Source organism: Saccharospirillum impatiens DSM 12546 (genome assembly GCF_000423605.1).
GTDB lineage: Bacteria > Pseudomonadota > Gammaproteobacteria > Pseudomonadales > Natronospirillaceae > Saccharospirillum > Saccharospirillum impatiens.
In genome coordinates this window covers 140089-159437 of record NZ_AUIH01000003.1, presented here as the reverse complement: position 1 = coordinate 159437, position 19349 = coordinate 140089, and the positions used below count along the sequence as shown (strand labels likewise).

Annotated in this window: 23 protein-coding genes; 15 read left to right on the top strand and 8 right to left on the bottom strand. The window is 56.6% G+C overall.

Annotation, left to right across the window (positions count from 1 at the left end; genetic code table 11):
- The first annotated feature begins 4 nt into the window (after positions 1-4).
- The 6 genes from G565_RS0103285 (at position 5) to G565_RS0103260 (ending at position 5881) form a co-directional block, all read left to right on the top strand.
- Positions 5-1231 carry an ABC transporter permease gene (locus tag G565_RS0103285; protein WP_028669690.1) on the top strand — a complete coding sequence of 409 codons (1227 nt, stop codon included), beginning with the start codon at positions 5-7 and terminating at the stop codon, positions 1229-1231.
- Position 1232: 1 nt separating this feature from the next.
- Positions 1233-2462 (top strand): ABC transporter permease, encoded by a 1230-nt coding sequence (locus tag G565_RS0103280; RefSeq protein ID WP_028669689.1) that lies wholly within the window; start codon positions 1233-1235, stop codon positions 2460-2462.
- Between the two features lie 80 nt (positions 2463-2542).
- The gene (locus G565_RS0103275) at positions 2543-3238 is read left to right on the top strand and encodes an ABC transporter ATP-binding protein (protein WP_028669688.1); all 696 of its coding nucleotides are present in this window, start codon (positions 2543-2545) and stop codon (positions 3236-3238) included.
- The gene (locus tag G565_RS0103270; protein WP_028669687.1) at positions 3207-4469 is read left to right on the top strand and encodes a hypothetical protein; all 1263 of its coding nucleotides are present in this window, start codon (positions 3207-3209) and stop codon (positions 4467-4469) included. The genes G565_RS0103275 and G565_RS0103270 overlap by 32 nt, the downstream gene beginning before the upstream one ends.
- A gap of 77 nt (positions 4470-4546) precedes the next feature.
- The gene (gene hisI, locus G565_RS0103265; RefSeq protein WP_028669686.1) at positions 4547-4966 is read left to right on the top strand and encodes a phosphoribosyl-AMP cyclohydrolase; all 420 of its coding nucleotides are present in this window, start codon (positions 4547-4549) and stop codon (positions 4964-4966) included.
- 15 nt (positions 4967-4981) lie between these two features.
- Complete coding sequence (locus tag G565_RS0103260) at positions 4982-5881, top strand: DMT family transporter (RefSeq protein WP_028669685.1); 900 nt, start codon at positions 4982-4984, stop codon at positions 5879-5881.
- On the opposite strand, the gene G565_RS0103255 is transcribed toward G565_RS0103260, so the two are convergent.
- Positions 5866-6969 carry a citrate/2-methylcitrate synthase gene (locus tag G565_RS0103255; RefSeq protein ID WP_028669684.1) on the bottom strand — a complete coding sequence of 368 codons (1104 nt, stop codon included), beginning with the start codon at positions 6967-6969 and terminating at the stop codon, positions 5866-5868. The two genes, G565_RS0103260 and G565_RS0103255, sit on opposite strands and share 16 nt — an antisense overlap.
- Positions 6970-7066: 97 nt before the next feature.
- On the opposite strand from G565_RS0103255, the gene G565_RS25745 reads away from it, so the two are divergent.
- Positions 7067-7978 carry a LysR family transcriptional regulator gene (locus G565_RS25745; RefSeq protein ID WP_051207226.1) on the top strand — a complete coding sequence of 304 codons (912 nt, stop codon included), beginning with the start codon at positions 7067-7069 and terminating at the stop codon, positions 7976-7978.
- A gap of 29 nt (positions 7979-8007) precedes the next feature.
- Here the strand turns inward: G565_RS25745 and G565_RS0103245 are convergent, their stop codons facing one another.
- The 3 genes from G565_RS0103245 to G565_RS22740 form a co-directional block, all read right to left on the bottom strand.
- Positions 8008-8922, bottom strand: a complete 915-nt coding sequence (locus tag G565_RS0103245; RefSeq protein ID WP_157599991.1) for a VanZ family protein — start codon at positions 8920-8922, stop codon at positions 8008-8010.
- A gap of 133 nt (positions 8923-9055) precedes the next feature.
- Positions 9056-10240: an amino acid aminotransferase gene (locus tag G565_RS0103240; protein ID WP_028669682.1), complete on the bottom strand. Its 1185-nt coding sequence runs from the start codon at positions 10238-10240 to the stop codon at positions 9056-9058.
- A gap of 4 nt (positions 10241-10244) precedes the next feature.
- Positions 10245-11243, bottom strand: coding sequence for a DMT family transporter (locus G565_RS22740; protein WP_051207224.1), 999 nt, complete (start codon positions 11241-11243; stop codon positions 10245-10247).
- 170 nt (positions 11244-11413) lie between these two features.
- Here G565_RS22740 and G565_RS0103230 point away from each other — a divergent pair, with 170 nt between their 5' ends.
- The 3 genes from G565_RS0103230 (at position 11414) to G565_RS0103220 (ending at position 13485) form a co-directional block, all read left to right on the top strand.
- The gene (locus tag G565_RS0103230; protein WP_028669681.1) at positions 11414-11869 is read left to right on the top strand and encodes an Lrp/AsnC family transcriptional regulator; all 456 of its coding nucleotides are present in this window, start codon (positions 11414-11416) and stop codon (positions 11867-11869) included.
- 75 nt (positions 11870-11944) lie between these two features.
- Positions 11945-12406, top strand: a complete 462-nt coding sequence (locus G565_RS0103225) for a YbjN domain-containing protein (protein ID WP_028669680.1) — start codon at positions 11945-11947, stop codon at positions 12404-12406.
- Between the two features lie 107 nt (positions 12407-12513).
- On the top strand, positions 12514-13485 hold the full coding sequence (locus G565_RS0103220) for a zinc transporter ZntB (RefSeq protein WP_028669679.1): 972 nt from the start codon (positions 12514-12516) through the stop codon (positions 13483-13485).
- A gap of 37 nt (positions 13486-13522) precedes the next feature.
- On the opposite strand, the gene G565_RS22735 is transcribed toward G565_RS0103220, so the two are convergent.
- Positions 13523-14383 (bottom strand): mechanosensitive ion channel family protein, encoded by an 861-nt coding sequence (locus G565_RS22735; RefSeq protein ID WP_051207222.1) that lies wholly within the window; start codon positions 14381-14383, stop codon positions 13523-13525.
- Between the two features lie 77 nt (positions 14384-14460).
- Positions 14461-14859: a MerR family DNA-binding protein gene (locus G565_RS0103210; protein WP_028669678.1), complete on the bottom strand. Its 399-nt coding sequence runs from the start codon at positions 14857-14859 to the stop codon at positions 14461-14463.
- 200 nt (positions 14860-15059) lie between these two features.
- Between G565_RS0103210 and G565_RS0103205 the strand changes: the two genes are divergently transcribed.
- Positions 15060-15314: a DUF4404 family protein gene (locus tag G565_RS0103205; protein ID WP_028669677.1), complete on the top strand. Its 255-nt coding sequence runs from the start codon at positions 15060-15062 to the stop codon at positions 15312-15314.
- On the opposite strand, the gene G565_RS22730 is transcribed toward G565_RS0103205, so the two are convergent.
- Positions 15311-16111 carry an iron chelate uptake ABC transporter family permease subunit gene (locus G565_RS22730; RefSeq protein ID WP_037337509.1) on the bottom strand — a complete coding sequence of 267 codons (801 nt, stop codon included), beginning with the start codon at positions 16109-16111 and terminating at the stop codon, positions 15311-15313. The genes G565_RS0103205 and G565_RS22730 overlap by 4 nt on opposite strands.
- Positions 16104-16856, bottom strand: coding sequence for an ATP-binding cassette domain-containing protein (locus G565_RS0103195; RefSeq protein WP_245584111.1), 753 nt, complete (start codon positions 16854-16856; stop codon positions 16104-16106). Before G565_RS0103195 ends, G565_RS22730 begins: the two co-directional genes overlap by 8 nt.
- A gap of 127 nt (positions 16857-16983) precedes the next feature.
- Between G565_RS0103195 and G565_RS0103190 the strand changes: the two genes are divergently transcribed.
- Genes G565_RS0103190 through G565_RS0103175 form a run of 4 tightly spaced genes read left to right on the top strand, consistent with a single transcriptional unit; the run spans position 16984 to position 19332 of the window.
- A complete protein-coding gene (locus tag G565_RS0103190) occupies positions 16984-17928 on the top strand; it encodes a zinc ABC transporter substrate-binding protein (RefSeq protein ID WP_028669675.1) in 945 nt (314 codons plus the stop codon).
- Positions 17928-18608 carry an HAD family hydrolase gene (locus G565_RS22725; protein ID WP_051207220.1) on the top strand — a complete coding sequence of 227 codons (681 nt, stop codon included), beginning with the start codon at positions 17928-17930 and terminating at the stop codon, positions 18606-18608. Before G565_RS0103190 ends, G565_RS22725 begins: the two co-directional genes overlap by 1 nt.
- Complete coding sequence (locus G565_RS0103180) at positions 18605-19018, top strand: YiiD C-terminal domain-containing protein (RefSeq protein ID WP_245584110.1); 414 nt, start codon at positions 18605-18607, stop codon at positions 19016-19018. Before G565_RS22725 ends, G565_RS0103180 begins: the two co-directional genes overlap by 4 nt.
- Positions 19015-19332, top strand: a complete 318-nt coding sequence (locus G565_RS0103175; protein ID WP_028669673.1) for a hypothetical protein — start codon at positions 19015-19017, stop codon at positions 19330-19332. The genes G565_RS0103180 and G565_RS0103175 overlap by 4 nt, the downstream gene beginning before the upstream one ends.
- Positions 19333-19349: the final 17 nt, after the last annotated feature.

The following is a 19349-nucleotide window of genomic DNA, read 5'->3' as shown; positions in this document are numbered from 1 at the left end:
CATCATGATGATGCTGAAGCTTGCTCTGCGGAACATCTTGCGTAACCGGCGGCGAACCGTGCTGACGGTGCTCAGTATGGCAGGCGGTTATCTGCTCGTGTCGGTACAATTGTCGGTCACTGAAGGCAGCTATGACCAGGTGCTCGACTTCTACACCCGGGACACCACCGGCCATGTTCAGGTTACCGTTGAAGGCTACGTCGAGACGCCAACCCTCTATAAGGCCTTCGGATTAACCGACACCCTGCTGCATACCTTAGCCGACATACCGGGTGTTGAGGCCATGGCACCGCGTATCGAAAGCAGTGCGCTGGGTTATGGTGAGACCCGCAGTTTTCCAGTGAACGTAAGAGGGGTGGATCCCGAACCGGAAGCGGCGCTATCGTATCTGGCCGACAAAGTCAGTGCCGGGCATTACCTTGGCAGCGAACCGGATGCGCAAGGCTACGTCAGAGTGTTGATAGGCGCTCAGGTTGCGCGGCAATTGTCGCTTGGCGTGGGAGACGAACTGATTCTGGTTTCTCAGGGGGCCGATGGCTCCCTGGCCAATGACCTTTACCGGGTGCAAGGCATACTGGGGCAGCCGGGCGATGCCGAAGAGCGTTGGGTGGTGATGCCGCTGGCGGCTGCCCAAGCCTTTTTTGTGCTACCGGGCGAAGTGCATCGGCTGGTCATACTGGGTGCTGATTACCGGGTCGCACAGCGGCTTGCGTCGCGCATTGCAGCGGTTCTGCCTGACCCGGCACTGAGTGTCAGCCCCTGGCAAACCGTGGCGAAGGAATTTCATGAGACCATGACTGCCGACAAGGAGGGCGGCATGATCACCCTTTATGTCATTGTCTTTCTGGTGTGCATCGGTGTGCTTAATACGGTACTGATGTCAGTACTGGAGCGCACCGGTGAATTTGGTGTGTTAAAGGCGATTGGCACCTCACCGGCTCGACTGTTTTCCCTGATCGTGCTGGAAACCCTGATGCTGGCGATCATTGCGTGTTTGGTCGGCCTGTTACTGGCGTTACCCATTAACCTTTGGTTTACCGTGCAGGGCATAGCGCTGGCTGAACCTATGGAAATTTCTGGCATTGTGTTTTCTCATTACCGGGGTCAGATGTCAGCCTATGTTTTTGGCTTTCCGATGCTGGTGATCCTGGTTTCTGCTCTGCTGATTGCGCTGATGCCCGGTATTCGTGCCGCCCGAATAGTGCCAGTCGACGCCATGAGGACACTGTAATATGGGGTTAACCCAACGACTGGCATTGCGCAACCTGGCGAGAAATCGCAGACGCACCCTGCTGACCGCCATGATTATCAGTCTAAGTCTGACTGCACTGATGTTTACCGACGCGCTGATTCAGGGCATGACCGATACCATGGTGCGTTCGGCGACGCGACTTTACTCGGGCGATGCCCAGATTCACCATCGGGACTTTCTCGCCCGGCAGGACGAAAGCCGGGTGATAGACGATCCGGACACGGTGCTTGATCAACTGGCTCGGGAGCCCGAGGTCGCGGGCTTCGCGGCCCGAGCGCTGGCCTTTGGCATGGTCTCCAGTGCGGCCAGCAACCGGGCGGTGCAAGTGGTTGGCATCGACCCGGTGGCCGAAGCCAGCGTATCGAAAATTGCCGATGCGATGATCGCCGGTGACTACCTGTCCGCTGCAGGGCCCGTCACCCAGATATTGATGGGGGATCGTCTGGCCGAATTGCTGGAAGCACAACTGGGGGATCGCATCGTGGTCTCGGTAAACAACCAGGTGACTGAGGCGGCTGAACAGCAGTTGTTCCGGGTCAGCGGGATTTTTCATCTGAACGCCCGCGCCATGGATGAGAACCTGGTGTTCATTCGTCTGCCAGAGGCCCAGGCGATGATGGGCCTCGACAACGCCGTCCATGAAATTGCTTTTAATCTGAGCACCGCCTCCCTGGCCACGAACACGGGTCTTGGCTTGTGGCAACGCCTTAGCAACGAACGCCAGGTTGCCCAGGGTTGGACCGAGTTGATGCCGCAACTGTCGACCATGTTGCAGCTAACCAATAGCAGTACTCTGATCGCCGGAGTCGTGCTGTTCATTTTGGCAGGCCTGGGCGTGATCAATGGACTGTTTATGTCCATTTATGAGCGGACCTATGAGTTTGGCGTTTTGCTGGCTATTGGAACGCGCCGGCGTCAGTTGTTTCGACTGATCATGACTGAAGGCTTTATTCTGGCAGTGGGCGCCATTGGTATCGGACTGGTGTTGGGTGTCTTGCTGATTTCCTGGTCTGCATCGGTCGGGATCGACTACGGATCGATGGAAATATCCGGGGTAGCGCTGGCAGAAATCATTCGACCGCAACATCGCATCATGCAATACAGTGTGTTGCCACTGTGGGTCTTGGCCATGACGCTGGTGGCCTGTATCTACCCGGCCATTCATGCTGCGCGCATTGTACCCGCCAAGGCGCTTCACAAAAGCCTGTAGCGGTGTTGATTCAAGTTTATCAATTATCGGGTTGATGAGAGTCATTGAATATCGACAAGCCGATAACAGGGAGAGCAACGATGTCGCCGGTTATAGAAACCCTGGACGTCAGCAAACATTATGGTGAAGGCGATACTCTGGTTAAAGCCCTTGACCGGGTGAGCCTTAGCATCGAGTCGGGTGAGTTCACTGCCATTGTCGGGCCTTCCGGTTCTGGCAAATCAACGCTATTGCAATTGATGGGGGGGTTGGACAACCCGACCCTCGGGCAAGTGCACTTGGCGAACAAGGACATTACGCAAATGTCCGGGCGCGAACTGTCGGATTTTCGGCGTGACCACATCGGATTTATTTTTCAGGCTTACAACCTGATTCCGGTATTAACGGCTGCCGAGAATTGCGAATACATCATGCTGTTGCAAGGGGTCGCAGAGACAGAGCGACGCAAACGGGTCTATGCGATGCTTAACCGGGTAGGCCTGGCAGGCCGGGAAGGCCGTTTCCCGAATCAGTTATCAGGTGGCCAGCAGCAGCGGGTCGCCGTTGCGCGTGCCATGGTCAGTCGACCCAACATTATTCTGGCCGATGAACCGACGGCTAACCTGGATTCGCAAACCGGATCAGATTTGCTCGACATGATGCACGATCTTAACCGCAATGAGGGCATGACGTTTGTCTTCTCCACCCATGATCCGATGATCATGGAGCGAGCCAGCCGATTGATCCGGCTGAAGGACGGGTGCATTGATTCTGAATCTGAACGTGGCGAATCATAGCGTGCGCAGCGAGACGCATGGCAGACCCAGCGTCTCAGCAGCGCTGGCCGCTGTTTTGTTATTGGGTTTGGCGGGGTTCGCAGAGGCAGAATGGGATGTCTGGTGGGATCTGTCGGCCGGTGCTGAGGTGGTGGCCTACCCACAAGTCAGTGGGCTGGACGACGCAATGCAACCGCCGGCCTGGGCCTTGGATCAGACGTTCAGCGGGCGGTTGAATCTGGCCTGGTACCCCACGACTTCGCTGGAAATGGGGGTGCATTACGGCCTGGCCGGGCAAGTTCGGCTGGCGCAAGCCGACGGAGACGGGGCATTGCAGCAGGCATTGCAGACTGATCTGGCTGACTTCCGCTGGCGTGACCTTGATACCACTGTCGTCGATAACGATCCGGTGCGCGTCAGCCAGAATCTGGATCGGGCCTTTGTACGTGCCTACCCCAGCCGGGGCGATATAACTCTGGGACGTCAGCCGATCAGTTTTGGACTCGCCCGGGTTTATTCGCCGGTTGATGTGATATTGCCTTCGGGTTTGCAAGCGCAAGAGCCTGCCTACCGGGCAGGGGTGGATGCGTTGCGATGGTTGTTACCGATGGGGGCGGTGACCGAGTTGGATCTGGGTTGGGTGTTCGGTGACGATTCGGTGTTGTTCGCTCGTGGGTATACGCAGGTCAGTCGCTTTACCTGGGAAGCGACCGCACTGACCGTTAATCAGACCCACCATGTGCTTGGCCTGGGAGCCCAAACGGCGCTCGGCGACTGGGGGGTGTGGCAGGAAATGGCTGTATTGGCCACACAGGAAACCACTGATGGTGGCACCGGTTTTCGCGCGACCCTCGGCGTGGATCAGCAGATTCTGGACGACGTTTATGTCGTCGCGGAATATCACTTTAACAGTACCGGCGCCGATGGCGACTATGCTGAGATCGCGGCGTCTGGCTGGCATCAAACGGGTTTGGTGTCGCCCTGGGGTCGTCATTACATCAGCCTGCAAGCGTCGAAACCGCTGTCGCCTCTGTGGCAAGCCTCACTGGGTCAGGCCATTAATCTCAGCGATCATGGCGTGCTGATGACCGGGGCACTCAGTCGCAGCCTGGGCAATAACAGCACCCTTGATGTGACGTTTCTGCATGCTCTGGCCAAGCGGCCTGATGTGCGCAACGCAGAGCCCCGGGTTGTGGACGAATACGGCGTGTATCCTTCCCGGATTCAGGTAAACTGGAGCGCGGTTTTTTAGGCTGTGACCGCAGGGAATTGAGTGTCTACCTGCGCCAACCTGATTGCTCTTACATCGCTGACCAAAAAGGCAGGACCATGTTGAAGAAATGGGAGCAGGCTCCCCAGGGTACCCAGTTGAACCTCGACGACGTGCTCAGTCAACTCAAAACCAATGAGGACGGACTCGTTCCGGCTATTGCCCAGCAGCACGATACCGGAGAAGTGCTGATGATGGCCTGGATGAACCGGGCCGCGATAGAAGAAACACTGGCGCAAGGGCAGGTATGCTATTGGTCGCGATCACGCCAGACCTATTGGCGCAAGGGCGAAAGTTCCGGTCACCGCCAGCGTCTGGTTAGCATGAAGCTTGACTGTGACGGCGATACATTATTGTTGCTGGTCGACCAGCAGGGGCCAGCGTGCCACACCAACCGCCGCGATTGTTTCTTTTATGAGTTAACAGCCGAGGGTGTCACGCTTACTTCAGACCCTGACTCGGGGTTGCCTTCAGTTTAATCAGGAATTCACCGGATGTTGCCGTTAGATGTGCTGCGCCTGCTGGCGTTGTCGACCCTGTGGGGTGTGTCATTTATTTTCATGCGGGTCGCCGCGCCGGAGTTTGGTGCGGTGAGTCTTATTTTTGTTCGAATGGGCGTCGCAGCCCTGTTGTTGTCGCCTCTGCTGATGGTCCGTCGTCATCTCGATTTGTTCTGGCAGTACAAGGCACCTCTGGCGGTTCTGTCTGTCACGAATCATGTGTTGCCATTCTCTCTCCTGGCCTATGCGACGCTCAGCCTGGAGGCGGGCTTCACGTCACTGATTAACGCTACAACGCCTTTGTTTACCGCCCTGATTGGCATGATGTTTTTCGCCACGGCCGTGACCCGGCAACAGTATCTGGGTCTGGCGGTCGCGTTTGTCGGTGTTTATGTTCTGTCGGGAAACCGTTTGGATTTTTCGGTCGGTGGCGATGGCTGGTCAATACTGGCGGCGTTATTGGCCACCCTGAGCTATGGCGTTGCCGGCAACTTTACCAAGCAGCGTTTGTCTCATTTGCCGGTTCAGGTGGTCGCCGGAGGCAGCACCGCCTTGTCTGCACTGATCCTGCTGATACCGGGTATGCTGCTCTGGCCCGAAACCATGCCGTCGACTCAGGCCTGGATGAATACGTTGGCGCTGGCGCTGTTCAGCACTGCGGTCGCTTTTCTGGTGTATTTTCAGTTGCTCTCAAGTGCGGGCGCAACGGCGACTTCGACGGTAACCTTTCTGGTCCCGGTCAGTGCGCTGGGGTGGGGGTATGTGTTTCTTGGCGAGACGATCAGTCTGACGGTATGGCTGGGGATGGCGATCACCCTGTTCGGAACCGCCATCACTACCCGTTTGATCCGGTTTGGCCGGCCGAAGCCGGCAACCGATCAGGCGCCGATGTAAAGCGCGCGCGGACGAATCAGTCGGGCGTCGGTCTGGAACTCGTGGTAATGCGAGACCCAACCGAAGACCCGGCTGCAGGCAAAGAACGACGTGAAATACTGCTCCGGGATGCCCAGCGCGAGGTAGACCGCGCCTTTGTAAAACTCCAGGTTGGCGTGTATTTCCTTGCCCTTTTCACTGAATACTGACTGGCAGGTGTCTTCTACTGCCACCAGCGTTTCCATCAGGTTTTCCCATTCAGTCCCTTCGCAGAACTGACGTGCCATGGGCTTGAGAATGGCTGCGCGTGGGTCCAGTGCTTTGTATTCCCGGTGCCCCATACCCATGATTTTGGCCTTGTTCGCCAACGCATCGCGCACCCAGGCATCAGCCTGATCCGGCGAGCCTATGGTTTGCGCCATGATCACGGCGGCTTCATCGGCCCCGCCGTGCAATGCTCCGGAGAGGGCACCCAGGCTGCCGGCAACGCTGGCTTGCAGACTGCCCTGAGTACTGGCGATGACACGACCGGCAAAGGTGCCCGCGTTAAAGCTGTGGTCCAGTTGCAGTATCTGGGTGGCATTGATGGCGCCCAGTGCCTCTGATGAAGGCGCCTGGCCCTGAATGCCATGCAGCAAGGTTTCCAGAAACCCGAGGCCGGCGGGCAACACCCGGACCTGACCCAGAGTGCAGAGGTTATGCCAGACGCGGACGACGCCGTTCAAGCGGGCTGCCAGTACCAGGCCATCCTGCCATTGCTCGGTGACGAAGTCGGGGGCTGACTGGTTGGGCGTCAGGTTGGCAACCGGTGCCACACTTTGCAGCACCGCCATCGGATGCAGGGTGCGCGGTAACTGCTCAAGCAGCCGCAACTCGGTGGCGGTGAGTTCAGACTCTGCTGCCAGCCAGAGATCCAGGGCACGAACCTGGTCTGAGCTTGGGTGTTCACCGGTCATCAGCCAGTAGGCGACGCCTGCGAACGGCTGTTTGACCAGTTCTTCAATGGCCTCACCCCGGTAAGTCAGACGGCCGATTTCGCCTTCAACATTGGACAGGCGCGTTGCGCCGACGATAACGCCTTCGAGCCCTGAATTGATGTCGGTAGTCATGGAATCACCTTCAATACGCTGTGAGGGCGCTATTAAACGCGCCCACTTTTGGTTAATCTAATTAAACTTTATTAAGTTATGATAAGTAGAGCTTATAGTGCGTTTCGAAAATAGTGAACTGCGTATCTTTTTGAGTGTCGCGCGGACCGGTGGGTTTCGATCGGCCGCAGTTGACTTGCACCTCTCTCAGTCAGCGGTCAGTCAGTCGGTAAAGCAGCTGGAGACCAAGCTGGGTGTGCCCCTACTGATACGTGACCGACCGGTTCGGCTGACCCCCGCAGGGCGTCGGCTTTACCGGTATGCCGACGACCAGCGCCAGCAGGAGCAACAGGTGTTCAGCGATCTGAACCGACTGTCCCGCGGGCTGGATCAACGTCTGGCCGTCGCCATCGATAGCACCAACAACCGGTTTGCCGGGGCTGAACTGATCTCGGTGTTCAACCGGCGCTGGCCCGAAGCTCGCCTGCGTATTATTGAACAGCCGTCGCGGACCATTGTGCAGTCGGTGATCAGCGGGGAAGTTGAACTCGGATTGGGGCCGTTTCAGACCCGGATGGATCGTTTTGAGCGCGTACCGCTGTACCGGGAAAAACGCCTGCTGATGATTAACCCCAGCAAGCCAATTCACAGCGGATCACTGACGCTGGCCGACCTGCAGCGCATTCCGCTGGTGGTGTCGTCACTCGACGAACCGGACCAGCGTCCCTATCAGGAGAAACTGCGCGATCGCTTTCAAATGATCTGGCAAATCAGCAGTTTGAATGTGCGCCTGAATCTGATCGATCAGGGTCTGGCGGTGGGTTACATCAGTACCGAAGTAACGCGTCAGCTACCCCAGATTCAGCACTTCAGGCCACTGCTGGAATTTGATTTCGCCAGTATCGAGCGTCAGGTCGGGGTGTTTTACCGGTTGGATCGGGAATTGAGCCCGGTCACCCGGGATTTTATTCAGGTGTGCCAGGCATTCTGGCAGGACCGGCGAGCCCTGATATCGAGCGAGGGGTCTTAGATGCTAAAGCACATCTATGATGAACGAACTCACTTCAACCGGAGATAATCGAGGGTTATTTCGCGCGGGCGGTCAAGCTCGAAGGCGAAGAGTTCCAGGTGGCTGATGTTGGCCATATCCATCTCCCGGCCTGCAGGGGCATTTTTAACCTCCTCTAGCGCGAACTCAATCAGGTTCCAGCCGTATTCAATAATAAAGGTACTGTTGAAACGATCCTGATACAGCAGGGATTGCTCATGCGTTTTATCGTTGATGCGCAACGTCAGTGGCATTGGTAACAGGCTCGGGTTATAAATCGCGACGTTAATGCTGGTGTAGCCAGTCCAGTCATTGGGTAGCCGGGTCATCCGGGCGCCCGAGTAAGTCTGGGTAGTCAGGCGCACGACCATGCTTTGGTTGCCATGCCAGGCGCGCTCGTCGGTTTGAGACACATCGCCTTGCCACCAGTTGATTTCATGGTCGTTTTCAAAATCGGACAGGATCGGCAGGGTATTTTGTAACCGGTATTCGGTCAGACTAACCTGGCTGACCATGACCAGTTGGCTGACGAAGAGTCCGGTGGCGATGAGTCGACCGGTCCAGATCTGTGCGTTGGGCGGGTTCAGCCAAAACATCGTCAACCAGGCACCGATCAGGTTGCGTTCCACGTCCTCCCAGCTTCGGGTTCGGCCGGTGTTGTGTTGAATGTACTCGACAATAATGCTGACCAGAAATACGGCAATGCTGATGGCGAGCCAGTGGGGCCAGGTGCGCATGTCCAGATTGTTGCGCAATGCAAAGATCGCCAGTGCAAAATAAACGATGTGGCCAAAGTTGAGCAGGCTGCGCTCCAGTTCAGAGTCCAACCCCATGCCTGCGCTATAGAAGAACAAGGGAATACAGGCGACCAGTATGGCCGGCAGAAACCAGCGTTTCAGGAGTGTTAAAAACGGAGTGGAGGTCATAAGCGCCATATCTGAATGCTGCGGGTCGGGTGCGTCGCTTCCTTTGGGTCTGTACCGCTATTGCCAGGAGGAGACTGCCTGCAGACTATGCCCGTGTGCGGCGTGGATGTACACCGCACAGAGGGGATTCAAATCAGGCACCGACGGTGAGAAAACAGTCCACAAGGCGGGGTATATCCCGCTCAGCAAGTCCGGCGACGTTCATGCGGCCGCCGCCCACCATATAAATGCCGTGATCGACGCGCAACGCGTCAATGTGTTCTGCATGTAATCCGGTCACCGAAAACATCCCTTTATGCTGGCCAAAATAATCGAAACGGTCGCTGCCACTGCTGTCCCGGAACTGGCGAACCAGTTCGGCCCGCAGGTGATTGATGCGTTTGTTCATGGCCGTCAGTTCGTCCAGCCAAAGGGTTTTTAAATCGTCGCGGCCGAGAATCGCTGCGACCAGCGCTGCCCCATGATCCGGTGGCATGGTATAGCTGCCCCGCGCTATTTCCAGAATGCGACCTTTGGCTTTAACGCTTTCTTCGAGCGTGTGACCGACGACAATAGCTGCACCCGTGCGCTCCCGGTAGAGGCCGAAGTTTTTTGAACAGGACGTTGCGATGATCAGCTCTGGCAGGCGGTCGGCAAGGTAGCGCAAACCAGCGGCATCTTCCATCAAGCCCTCACCAAACCCCTGGTAGGCGATGTCGACAAAGGGCAGGAAACCCCGTTGTTCAGCCAGGTCTGCAATGCGTTGCCAGGCGTGCATGGACATATCAGCCCCGGTCGGATTATGGCAACAGCCGTGCAGCAACAGAACATCCTGCTCGCCCAGCGTCGCAACTTTTTCGAGCATGGCTTCTTCATCGACTTGTTTGGTGTCCACATCAAAGTAGGGGTACTTGGCGACTTTCAGACCAGCCGCTTCCATGACGGGCTGGTGATTGACGTAACTGGGGTTGCTGATCCAAACCGTCGCGTCAGGGCGGGCGCTTTTGATCAGTTCGGCCAACATGCGCAGCGCGCCGCTGGCACCCGGGGTTTGAATCCCGGCGGCGCGGCTATGGGCCGCTGTGCCACCCAGCAGCAGGTCAATCAGGGCGGTGTTGAACGTCTCGTTCCCGGCCAGGCCTATATAGCTTTTGGTGGTCTGATTCTCAGCTTGTTCACGCTGAGCCTGCCTGACGGCAGCCATAATCGGTGTTGCGCCATCGGCGTTGCGGTAAACCCCGATGCCCAGGTCAATTTTGTCGCTGCGCTGATCGGCCTGAATGGCCAGGGTTAACCCCAGAATCGGATCTTGTTTGGGGGCATCGAGACGTTCGAACATTCTGTCACTCCGGTTTATTAGGGATATCATGAGCGGTTCGGTCAGGCTGTTTGCAAGAACGGATCAGTCCGCTGGCGGCAATCACACCCAAGGTCACCAAGGATAACCCCAACAGCGTGATCAGTTCGACGCTTTCGTGCAAAAAGACCATCGCCAAAAGGGTAGCGCAGACTGGCGTCAGTGACCCGATGGCCGAGGTTACCTCAGCACCCAGCGCACGAATCGCGTAGCCATACAGAAAACCAGCTCCCAACCCTACGGCTACGCCCTGTACCACTAATTGCAGCAACCATTCCCGGGCCGGTACCGTGCCAAGATCAATGCCGTTTCCGCTGGCTAGCCCGTAAAGTATCAATAAAACCCCGCTGGGTACGGTTAGCACAGCCGCTGTCTCCAGGGGGGCGAGTCCACTCTGGCGAACGCTGAGTGTAAACAATGCCCAACACAAACTGCACAGCAAAAACATCAGTTGCCCCTGGAACACAGCACCACCGATGTCCATGCCGGTCGCGGCCAGCATGCACAGAATGCCGGCGACCACACTGGCAAGGCCGGCCAGGCGCGACCTGGTCAGTGGTTGTCTGAAAATCATAACAGCCAGTGCCGTCACGAACAGAGGGGCGGTGCCTGGAATCAGGGTGCTGCCCTGTACCACAGGTGCCAGGCCCATGGCGTGGGCACTTAACAGGAAAAACGGCAGCCCGGCACCGACCAGGATGCCAGACAGCCACAGGGGGTGAACTGCCAGAATCTGGCGTCGACGATGAATGAAACAGGGCAGTAGAATCAGCCCCGGTACGGCAAAGCGAAACAGTGTCAGCTCAAAGGTGCCGAGCGGTGACAGGGCGCCAAAGCGAAGCGATAAAAAATAGCATGACCAAATTAACACCGTTGCCAGGGCTGCCGCGTAGCCGGTCAGTCGCACATTGGGCGTGGTCAGTTGCGGCAGGACGTCGGTCAGGCGCCTGGGGGCCGTTGCGTTGCGCGTAAGTGGGTAGCTCATGGTCATTGCTCCGATGGGCGTGGAAAGGCGGGTCGGCTGGCGATGGGCACACAGTGTGCCGCAAACCAGGGAGCAGATTAGGGTGAGTTTCGGGGTCTCGGTCGGTCATGTTGGTTCATTGTGCTAAAATACCTGTAAATACTGATGATTTAAGTCAACGGGAGGTGAAAGTGCTTGATCGAATTGATCGCAGGCTACTGGATTCGGTGCAGCGTAATGCTCGCCTGACCACAGCCGAGTTGGCCGAGCGAGTTGGGTTGTCGGCATCACCCTGCGCACGGCGCTTGCGTCGTCTTGAAGACGAGGGTTACATCAGCGGTTACCGCGCGCATCTTGATCGGCAGCGTCTGAACCTGGGCATTACCATCTTCGTTCACGTGCGGCTTAATCAGCACCAGGACAGTCTGGTCGAAGCGTTTGAGGATACGCTGCGGGACATGCCTGAAGTCATTGATTGCCACACTGTATCGGGGTCTTTCGACTACCTGTTACAGGTCGTCACTTCCGATCTGCCAGGCTACGAACGCTGGGTTCGGCGCTTACAAAAAGCCCCGGCAGTTAACACCATCGACAGCAGCTTTGCGATTCGGGCAGTCAAGCAACAAGGCCCTTTGCCATTGCTGTGAACCTGGTGGAGACCAGACCAAAATGGCCGTACAATGCCCATCCGTTTTTGAATGACCCCTGATAGGCGACCTTGCATGTCCGATTTCACACGAGATCATCTTGAGAATTGGTTAAAAGACCTGTCTGTCCGGCACTACCTGTGTCCGAACTGTGATGGCATTCACCTGACGGACCTGGAAGAGCAATTGGGTGTTCTGGAAAGTCGGGTCTTTCTGGATGAAGGCATGATCATCATTTCAACCGAATTGCCCATACGGCCGTCGGCGGTATTGCCCCTGCACGGCAGCCTTAACCTGGTGAACTTTGAGCACCCGCTGGTAAAGGTGACGCTGAACCTTCACGATGACGAAATTCCCCGACTGGTGATCAGTGGTATCCTGATCGCAGCCGAGTTGTCACCGGCGTATTTCAATGCCTTTCTCAGCGCTGTGACCCAAAGCACGCTGAATGTACTTGAGCACGCAACGGCACTCGATGTCCTGTTTCTTGATGAGCCTGAACTGGATGCAGACGCCCAAGGTGATGCACTGCACTGACCGCACTGAAGACTGAGCTGGCAACGCATTGAATACGGTTCACCGGCACGATTTTTGGCAACTGACATCTCCCCGGCATCGATTGCACGGGTTTTGCGGGACTCACCATGATGGACAATGACAACTGTGCCGATCACTCCTTTGTAATCGATCATTGGCGGTTTGACCGGCAGCCTCCGGAGTCGCAGACCGACGCGCCTGACGATGTCAGTCAGCGCTGGGTCCATTGTCAGCGAGACGCCGCCGGATTGCCTGTCTGGTTAGCGGATCTTGGGATCGGCCGCGGGCTGCGCCAGGCCCTGCTGGCTGAAGATACCCGCCCCCGGTTTGAGCCCTCAGGTGACGGTTTTCTGTTGATTTTACGAGGTGTCAACCTGACACCGGGCGCTGCGCCAGACGATATGTTGAGTCTGCGTATGCTCTGGTACAAAGATGGCTTGATTACGCTGCGCAAACGGCCATTCAAAGCCATTGCCAGTGTGCGTGAACGGCTTGAGCAAGGGCAGGGGCCTGCGTCTGTCAGTGCGTTGCTGGTTACGCTCATTGAGGCGCTGAATGATCGTATCGGAGAGTTGCTGGAGGCCTCAGAGCGTGAGCTGGAAGCATTGGAAAGCCGCGACAGCAGTGTGAATCCACAGCAGTATTTGTCTGACCTGACGCATTTTCACAAGCGCCTGCTACGACTTAACCGGTTTATCAGGCCACAGATGGGTGCCCTCGACCGGCTGTCAGGCGAGGCGGGTGAATGGTTGTCAGAGCGGGATCTGATGTTGCTGGCCAACCAGCGCGATGTGACGCTGCGCATGCTGGAAACCATTGAAATGCTGTTGCAGCAAATTCAGCTGGTGCGGGACGAACAGCAGCAGGTATTGGCCGAGCGTATGAATCGAAACACCTATTGGTTATCGGTCATTGCGGGTATTTTTCTGCCGCTGGGGTTCCTGACGGGTTTGTTCGGTATCAATGTGGGCGGGATGCCGGGCGTCGATGACGGCATGGCATTCTGGTATACCTGCATAGGCTTGGGCGTTGTAGCTGTTATTGAATTTCTGATACTGCGCCGGTTACGTTTCTGGTAATAAAAAAACCGGGCTAAGCCCGGCTTTTTAACACCAGTTACGGTTTGGGAATACCTTCTGCCTGTACCGGCATGTTGTCCACGTTGTAGTGATGAACATCGCGCTGTGGAAACGGAATGCTAAGCCCTGCCGCTTCTACCGCCACTTTCACTTTTTTCTGCATTTCCCACCAGATCGTCCAGTAGTCATCGACCGTAGCCCAGGCGCGAATTTGCAGATTCACGGAACTGTCTCCCAGTGACTGAACCATGACCTGGGGCGCCGGGTCTTTTAGAAAGCGGGACTCTTCTTCCACGATGGTCTGCAGGGCCCGGAAACCGGCATCGAGGTCGTCGTCGTAGGCAACACCAACGACAACGTCCATACGGCGTGTCCCGTTTCGGGTCGAGTTTTGTATGGTGGCGCTCCAAACGTTGGAGTTGGGTGCTGAGATGTACTGGCCATCCGGTGTTTTCAGGATGGTTGTGAACAGGCTAATCTCTTCCACGGTGCCACCGGTTCCACTGAACGTGATGTAGTCGCCCACGCGGAACGGCCGCAGAATCAGCATCATGATGCCGGAAGCGATGTTGCTCAAGGTGTCTTTCAACGCCAGGCCAATGGCCAGGCCAGCGGCACCCAGCAGCGCGACAATGGAATTGGTATTGACGCCAAAGATATCAAGCACAATGACTACCGCGACAATATAGACTGAGTAACCGGCAATGCCGGCAAACAGGGGAAGCAGAGTCGGGTCCATGCGTTTGATGCGTTTTCCGCTGTTGCGGATCGACTTCTTGACAGTGTTGGAAACGATACTGGCAACGATGAAGACCGCGATGACCAGCAGCAGGTTGTAACCGACGTTGAGTATAAAGGGTGAGTTTTCGACCCAGAAATTAACGATCCAATCCAGCATGTTCAGAATTCCTTCAGGCTTCAAGACACGGCCTAGATTATCGCTAACCGATCACAAATCAAAGCATGGTGAACAGTTTATTGTTCCGTTTGCCCGTGGGCCAGAGACTCCAGAATGGCGCAGTCGGAAGACTGGTTACCCGGACACCGTGATACCAGACCAATCAGCGTGTGCTTCATGGCCGTCAATTCACGAATTTTATCGTCGAGTTCATCCAGGTGTCTGCTGGCCAGTGCATTGACAGACGCACTGGCCCGGGACGGGTCGTCATAGAGATCAAGCAGAGACCGGCATTCTTCCAGGGAGAAACCCAGTGTTCTTGAGCGCGCCAGAAACTGCATGCGCTCGACGTCCCGGTTGCCGTATTGGCGATAGCCGTTTGCGGCCCGCCGGGACTCGATCAAACCCAGACTTTCATAGTATCGGATTGTTTTGGCCGGTAAGCCGGATGCTACTGCAGCGTCTTTGATCAGCATTATCCATCCCTCCTATTGGTCGCTTTGACGTCAGTTTTGAGCTTCCAGCCCGGGTAATGTCAAGCACTGAAAGTGCGGTTTACAAACGCAGAGTGTACTGGCTCTGCTATAGTTAGGGTATGGTTTGGTGTCAAGGTTACTGCTAACTGACAGACCGGCCATGTTTGTTTTACATTATTCATCGACACAAGGGTTCCACCATGCCAAAAGACCATTTGCGCGCCTTGCTTGAGCGATTACGAGCGACTATGGATGAAGGTGACATAAGCCCGCAGCAACAGGAGCTGCTGGCCAGGGTTGAGTATCACATTCACAACACAGACGAACCGGATCCCGAAGAACCCAGCCTGCGTGAATCGATGGAGATACTGATCGAAGATCTGAGCGTCGACCATCCGCGCAGTGCGGCCATGGCCAGAAACATTCTGGAATCTTTGGCCAGCATGGGTATTTAGCCTCGCGTCCGTTGCCAGAATTGACTGATCGTCAGCAGAACAGCAAAAGCGATAACTGCGGTAACTACAATAGCCGGGCCGCTCGGCGCGTTGGTGAACCAGGAACCTGCCAGTCCGGCCCAGACACACAGAACCCCCAGCAGTGACGCGCCCACGGCCATTTGCTCTGGGGTTTTTGATAACCATCGAGCCGCTGCAGCAGGAATGATCATCAGAGCGGTAATCAGCAGGATGCCCACGATTTTCATGGCGACAGCTATCACCAGCGCGATTAATATCAGATAGACGATTCGAATTCGCTCGGTGGCGATGCCCTCGGCCCGGGCCAGATCCTCATGCACAGTGATGGCCAGCAGAGGCCTCCAGATCAACAGCATTACCGGCAGCGCTACGACCAGAATGGCTGCTACCCAGAGAACATCGCCGCGGTTTACTGCCAACAAATCCCCGAACAGCAAGCCACTCAAATCGATTCGGACGGATTCTGAAAAAGCCAGAACCAGCATGCCAATGGCCAGAGAGCCATGTGACAGAATGCCCAGTAAGGTATCTGATGGCAGTCGTCGCTGGCGTTGCAAACCAAACAGCAGCAGAGCCAGAGCTGTGGTTACCAGGGCGATGCCAACGGTCAGGTTCAAATTCAACACCACCGCCAGGGTGACGCCCAGCAAACCGGAATGTGCCATGGTGTCGCCAAAATAAGCCATACGACGCCACACCATAAAGCTGCCCAGCGGGCCTGCAAGCAAGGCGATTCCAGTACCTGCGAGCAGGGCGGGCCAAAGCATCTCAATCATGAACATGCCCTCCCTGTTCCGCGAGACTGTGATTGTGGTCGTGGTGGTGGCTGTAAAAGGCCAGTGCATCCGCGTGTTTGTGCCCGAACAACTGGGTGAACTCTGGCTGTTGGGTAATGGTTTCAGGCGCGCCGGTGCAGCAGACGTGGCCGTTCAGGCAGACAACTTCATCGGTTGCCGCCATGACCAGGTGCAGATCGTGTGACACCATCAGTATGGCGCAGCCACGCTCGTCGCGAATGCGTTGAATCAGCCGATACAAGTCGACTTCGCCATTGAAATCAACGCCCTGGACCGGTTCATCGAGAACCAGCAGGTCAGGCTGTTTCAGCAGCGCTCGCGCCAGCATGACCCGTTGGAATTCACCGCCACTGAGTTGCTGGACCGGCCGATCAATCAGGTGCGGAACATCCGTCAGTTGCAGCGCCTCGGTCACGGCAGTACGACTGGCCCGGTGGGTCAGAGTCATCAACCGGTAAACGGACAAGGGCAGGGAGTCGTCGATGCTGATGCGTTGCGGCATGTAGCCGATGGTCAGTGACGGGGCCAGGGTTAACTGACCCTCACTGATCCGGTGCACGCCTAACAGTGTTTTGATCAGCGTTGACTTACCGGCACCGTTGGGGCCGATCAGGGTCACAATCTGGCCGCCGTAAACACTGAGATTGACGTTGCGAATAATGGTTTCACCACCGAGTCGAACGCCCAGTTGCCGGGCTTCAATGAGAGGGTGTGTGCGTGACACGGGTGGCATGCTCCTGATCGTCGGGTAGTAAGTAGTCGTGCTGCCTGGACCAACACAGACTTGAAGTTACAGTGTATCATACCAACTATTGATCATTCTCCCAGATCCGCTATTACAAGAGTCGAGTATGTTGTTGTATAGAAAGTTGGCCTGTTGGGCCCGGCCATTGGCCGTGCTGATGGTAATCATGAGTCCGGTGGGGGCAGAAACCGGGCCGCCCAGGGTGCTGGTGTCGATTGCCCCATTACACAGCCTGGTCGCCCAGGTTATGGCGGGGGTAGCAGAGCCCGAGCTGGTGTACGAAACCCGTCAGTCCCCCCATTCCAGTGCGATGACTCCCCGACAACTGAAAGCGGTGGTTGAAACCGACCTGTTGTTCTGGATTGGACCCGAGCTAGAGACCGCCCTGGCAAGACTGTTACCACGACTGCGAGACGATGCCCAGGCATTTGATCTGCATGATTTTGACGGTGGTATGACGCTGCTGCCGATGCGAGATACGCTGTTTTCTGAGTCTGAGATCGGCGATGAACACGATCATGATCACGGTGATCTGGACCCTCACGTCTGGTTGTCACTCGACAATGCACGGGTCTTTGTCGATTTTGTAGAGGCCCGGCTGGTCGAGCACGATCCAGACAACCGCAGCCGTTATCAACGCAATGCCGACCAGACCCGGACGCGCCTGGCGGGCTTGGGCGAGCAAATAGACAGGCACCTTGAGACCAGTCGGGAAACGCCTTATATCCTCTTCCACGATGGTTTTCAGTACTTTGAGCAGGATCAGAGTCTGAACGGCCTGGGCGCGCTGGTATTGAATCCGGACATTCCGCCCGGCCCGAGAACCATTGCACGTTTGCGTGATCTGGCCGCGCCGTATGATCGTGTCTGCCTGTTTCGCGAACCTCAGTACAGCGAGCGTTGGCTGCTGCCACTGGTTAACGATCTGGACAAGGCAACACTCGGGACAATCGACCCGCTGGGCCAGTTGTCTGAACCCGGAGCCGGGCTTTATGCTGATATGATGCTGCGACTGGCCAGTGATCTGGCCGCCTGTCTGGGAGACACCTGATGGCATTACCTGAATTGGACGCAGTACTCTGGGATATGGACGGCGTCTTGCTGGATTCAGAACGGCTGGTGCAAGCGGTTTTTACGGAAGTCATGGCCAATGGTGGGCCGGTACCGGACGCTGAGCGGCGTTATCTCGAAACCATCGGTTTGAACCGGGCCGGGTTGATTCAATGGTTCCTGAGCTATGTCGATTCCGCAGACAGCGCCGAGTACTGGATCGACCAGACTGGAGATCGCTACACCGAACGGGCAAAGACGGAACTGGTGCTGAAGCCCGGCGTGGTCGAATCACTGGAGCATGTGGCTCGTTCCGGTCGACGCCAAATGGTGGTCACCAGTACGCGCCTTGCACTGGCCGAGGCCAAACTCGAACGTGCTGGTTTGCGGGGGTACTTTGAGTCGTTGCTTGGGGGTGATCAGGTAACCAGAGGTAAGCCCCATCCGGAGCCGTATCTGGCCGGCTGCACCCGGCTGGAGGTTGCTCCCGCCAGATCGTTAGTAGTGGAAGACAGTGCTAATGGCGTACTGGCTGGCCTGGCAGCGGGCTGCAATGTACTGCATGTACCAGACCTGTTGCCAACGGATCCAAAGTGGGCCGGGCAATTGGCAGCAACGTTGACCTCGCTGGAAGCTTTTCCCGGCTGGCTCGATGGTGCCGGGTCGGAGGTTGGCAAATGATCCGACTGGACCAAATAGAGCCGCTGGCCAAATTGGGGATCGAATGGGTCAGCAGCGACGACACCGTGACCCGATTTCACATCCCCTTGTTGGGTAACCGCAACGATAAAGGCACGCTGTTTGCCGGCAGCCAGTATGCGGCGCTGGTGATTGCCGGCTGGTATCACACCGCGCGTTGGGCGGGTTTGCAGGGTTTGCCTGAGCAGGTCGCCATCAAAGACGGTCAGGTACGCTACCCGAAGGCAGCCTTGTCTGATCTCGACGTTCAGGCCCGGTTTACGGCGCCACCGGACCGGCGACTCAGCGGGCACTGGCGCGCACTGGTTGAGGTGTCTTCCCGGGATGCCAGTGGCGATACAGTTGCGGTACTGAGCGGTGACTACCGGATACTGGTGCCGGCGGAAGCATGAAGCCGCGTCAGGTAACACTGACTCAGCTGTTTTTGCAGCCACGGGTGCACCGGGTTTGGATGCTCAAACACGGCTCACTGTGGTTTGATCTCCCCGTTCCGATCTGTGAGCAGTTTGATGCGCTCTGGCGGCGCTATTGCGAAGCCTGTAAACCATCGCCGGCTGAATTTTTGGTACAGGAACATCTGGTTGAAAACGATGCGCTGTTCGCGCTCTTTGCCAGTGCCGTCTTTCTCGATCGAACCTTGTCTGCTTTTACCCATGAAACCACAGAAAGTGGGCTTTGCTGGCAGTTTGATAGCGGTAAAGTTTGATACACTTGCTCGAATCG

Coding starts and splice junctions, on each gene's coding strand:
- G565_RS0103285 (WP_028669690.1), top strand. CDS start 5: ATGATGATGCTGAAGCTTGCTCTGCGGAACATCTTGCGTAACCGGCGG.
- G565_RS0103280 (WP_028669689.1), top strand. CDS start 1,233: ATGGGGTTAACCCAACGACTGGCATTGCGCAACCTGGCGAGAAATCGC.
- G565_RS0103275 (WP_028669688.1), top strand. CDS start 2,543: ATGTCGCCGGTTATAGAAACCCTGGACGTCAGCAAACATTATGGTGAA.
- hisI (WP_028669686.1), top strand. CDS start 4,547: ATGTTGAAGAAATGGGAGCAGGCTCCCCAGGGTACCCAGTTGAACCTC.
- G565_RS0103260 (WP_028669685.1), top strand. CDS start 4,982: ATGTTGCCGTTAGATGTGCTGCGCCTGCTGGCGTTGTCGACCCTGTGG.
- G565_RS0103255 (WP_028669684.1), bottom strand. CDS start 6,969: ATGACTACCGACATCAATTCAGGGCTCGAAGGCGTTATCGTCGGCGCA.
- G565_RS0103245 (WP_157599991.1), bottom strand. CDS start 8,922: ATGACCTCCACTCCGTTTTTAACACTCCTGAAACGCTGGTTTCTGCCG.
- G565_RS0103240 (WP_028669682.1), bottom strand. CDS start 10,240: ATGTTCGAACGTCTCGATGCCCCCAAACAAGATCCGATTCTGGGGTTA.
- G565_RS22740 (WP_051207224.1), bottom strand. CDS start 11,243: ATGAGCTACCCACTTACGCGCAACGCAACGGCCCCCAGGCGCCTGACC.
- G565_RS0103225 (WP_028669680.1), top strand. CDS start 11,945: ATGTCCGATTTCACACGAGATCATCTTGAGAATTGGTTAAAAGACCTG.
- G565_RS0103220 (WP_028669679.1), top strand. CDS start 12,514: ATGATGGACAATGACAACTGTGCCGATCACTCCTTTGTAATCGATCAT.
- G565_RS22735 (WP_051207222.1), bottom strand. CDS start 14,383: ATGCTGGATTGGATCGTTAATTTCTGGGTCGAAAACTCACCCTTTATA.
- G565_RS0103210 (WP_028669678.1), bottom strand. CDS start 14,859: ATGCTGATCAAAGACGCTGCAGTAGCATCCGGCTTACCGGCCAAAACA.
- G565_RS0103205 (WP_028669677.1), top strand. CDS start 15,060: ATGCCAAAAGACCATTTGCGCGCCTTGCTTGAGCGATTACGAGCGACT.
- G565_RS22730 (WP_037337509.1), bottom strand. CDS start 16,111: ATGATTGAGATGCTTTGGCCCGCCCTGCTCGCAGGTACTGGAATCGCC.
- G565_RS0103190 (WP_028669675.1), top strand. CDS start 16,984: ATGTTGTTGTATAGAAAGTTGGCCTGTTGGGCCCGGCCATTGGCCGTG.
- G565_RS22725 (WP_051207220.1), top strand. CDS start 17,928: ATGGCATTACCTGAATTGGACGCAGTACTCTGGGATATGGACGGCGTC.
- G565_RS0103180 (WP_245584110.1), top strand. CDS start 18,605: ATGATCCGACTGGACCAAATAGAGCCGCTGGCCAAATTGGGGATCGAA.
- G565_RS0103175 (WP_028669673.1), top strand. CDS start 19,015: ATGAAGCCGCGTCAGGTAACACTGACTCAGCTGTTTTTGCAGCCACGG.